This is a genomic window from Dethiosulfatibacter sp., from assembly GCF_983023055.1.
Genome location: NZ_CEZJXU010000424.1, coordinates 1 through 2,242, shown reverse-complemented (window position 1 = coordinate 2,242; position 2,242 = coordinate 1). Strand labels below are relative to the sequence as shown.

The 2,242-nt window shown below is 35.5% G+C and carries 5 protein-coding genes; all 5 read right to left on the bottom strand.

Translation table 11 applies throughout. The annotated features are described in order from the left end of the window. The coding region (locus AC3AX0_RS11940) for a hypothetical protein (RefSeq protein WP_487550506.1) at positions 1 to 181 on the bottom strand (181 nt) is incomplete at its 3' end. Continuing rightward, positions 181 to 717 (bottom strand): Na(+)/H(+) antiporter subunit B, encoded by a 537-nt coding sequence (locus tag AC3AX0_RS11935; RefSeq protein ID WP_487550505.1) that lies wholly within the window; start codon positions 715 to 717, stop codon positions 181 to 183. The genes AC3AX0_RS11940 and AC3AX0_RS11935, both read right to left, overlap by 1 nt. A 3-nt stretch (positions 718 to 720) precedes the next feature. Beyond that, on the bottom strand, positions 721 to 1,014 hold the full coding sequence (locus AC3AX0_RS11930; protein WP_487550504.1) for a cation:proton antiporter: 294 nt from the start codon (positions 1,012 to 1,014) through the stop codon (positions 721 to 723). Then, a complete protein-coding gene (locus AC3AX0_RS11925) occupies positions 1,007 to 1,264 on the bottom strand; it encodes an MrpF/PhaF family protein (RefSeq protein ID WP_487550503.1) in 258 nt (85 codons plus the stop codon). The genes AC3AX0_RS11930 and AC3AX0_RS11925 overlap by 8 nt, the downstream gene beginning before the upstream one ends. A gap of 53 nt (positions 1,265 to 1,317) precedes the next feature. Then, complete coding sequence (locus tag AC3AX0_RS11920; protein ID WP_487550502.1) at positions 1,318 to 1,809, bottom strand: Na+/H+ antiporter subunit E; 492 nt, start codon at positions 1,807 to 1,809, stop codon at positions 1,318 to 1,320. Positions 1,810 to 2,242 lie beyond the last annotated feature (433 nt).

Sequence of the window (2,242 nt, the reverse complement as noted above, 5' to 3'; positions counted from 1 at the left end):
CGTAGTATCTATAGAAAAGGTATACGGCTGTAACAAGATTTTCAGAACCTGTTTCATTATATCCAGACTCAATAACATGGTCGTATATGGGACGTCCGAATCTGTTTTCAAAAACAGAATTGCATTGCAGTACAATGAACCCAACAATTATTACATATAATGCAGTCAGTTTTCTTTTCATCAAACCACCTCGCTACTTTTTACAATAGTATATTCGTAAGGGTAGATCTTATCCGCTAGAAAAATTTCAAGAGCGTCAACCTTGCAGTTTTCTGAATGAACATGGATATAAAGGTCCTCTTCGGTTGGTTCCAGTATTACGGAGTACATGTTGTTTTCCATTATGGTGTCCTTAGTGTCAGTTGTATATATTATCTGGGGATCAATCTCCTGAGTTGTACAGAATTCCTTCAGAAGCTTGATGAATTCCGAATGCTCACTTTTACTGTAGTAGCTGTCCACAACTTCTCCATTGGGTACATGGTAAAAAACTGTGAAAATCTTATATTTTCTAAGGGCCACAAGATATAGAATCGTCGACAATGTACATCCTATAACTGCTTCTGCAATTGCAACATCAGGAGCATTATAGAGCATATATACGAAAGATATGCTCAGGGAAAAAGCACCAAGAAATATGACTGCTCTTCTGAGTTTTTTAGTCTGCACAGCATAGATGGCTAAAACCACAAGCAAAATAAGTGCAATCTGCTTCATATGCTACTCCTTTCTTATTCTGTATCCACTGAAATAGGCGGACCTGGCTACAGAGTGAGTGCTCAATGGATTGATTACAGTCATGATTGTTAGTATCAGAAGTACTTTCAGTGAAAAAAAAGTGAAACCGTTTTTGATAACTATTCCAATCATTAATGTTATATTGCCCACTGTATCAATTTTGGATGCAACCAGTATTCTTGGATAAAAATTCTTGAATCGGTAAATACTGAACACGCCAATTGTTATGAATGCTATTCCTATCCATATTATTATGGTTCCTATTGTATTATTCATTTTTGGCTCCTTTGGTTTGAATATATATGGACATGAATGTTATTCCTATGAATCCAAGAAGAGCATAAATAATTGCAATGTCTAGGAGAAAGGATTCCTGCCTCAATGAAGCTATCAATACTATGAGCATGATAAGCTTTGTTGTTACTAAATTGAGGCCCAGGAGCCTGTCCCAAATTGTAGGGCCGATTATTATTCTGAATGTACTCATTACCGTTAGTAAAATGACAGCCAGTGAAGTAATATCCATAGTATTTCCCCAATTACTTATTTTTTGTAGAGTACTCAGCAAAGCCGCTTTGTTTATGATGTTATTTTTCTGAGATGTTTTTCAAGATTTTTCTTTATTAGTTTTCCAGCTTCTTCTGGATCATCAGTTTCCATATCAAGCCAGAGAATTTTGAGTTTATTGTCCTTCTTGTCCAGAGTCACAGTTCCCGGAGTTAGTGTGATTGAATTGGCAAGTATTATTATGGAAAAATCATTCTCAAGGTCTGTTTCTATATCAACTACACCAGGATTTATCTTTCCTGAAAAAACTTTGAATATTGTGCTGAAACCGGCCTTGTAGATTTCCAATACAAGAAAGACAATATATTTAAGTATGCCAAAAAGACTAATGGGGTATTCCTTGTAGTAGGAACCGCCTATAAGATATTTTTCAGTAAAGAAAAGACATATGTATCCTGTAATGAATCCGCTGATTACAATGGACGGGTTAAGCTTTTCGAACAGTATTATCCAGACTATTAAAAAGATAAAAATCCATTGAATGTTTTGAATCAATCTTTTCATAAGGACCTCTCTTTGTATTGCATTTGGATGGATTATTGTTGATTCTGAAGATTATCAGAATTGATTAAGTTTATAAAGAGTATGTAATTATATTGTGCAACAAATAGCAGTCATTGTCAAATAAATAGGACTAGGTTATAATGAACTTTTATTAGATGAAGGGGGTGAGAGGTTGAAAAACGAATCATTTCCAACTAATGTGTGAAAGTTCCGAGTGAGGGTTGATAGGAACCGCCTCCTAATTAGTCAGCTACGTTATTGAAACTTTCCTATGAAACAGATAAAAATAAGAGGCTAGCGCATAGCTATGCGTAGCCTCTTTTCTTGTAGCTTAAGAAAGTTGAAATATGCATAACACCTTGAAGCGTTGGTGTTATGCGATAAATGTGAACTTTCTACGCGTTTGCAACAACGACATGCATCGTTGACGCGG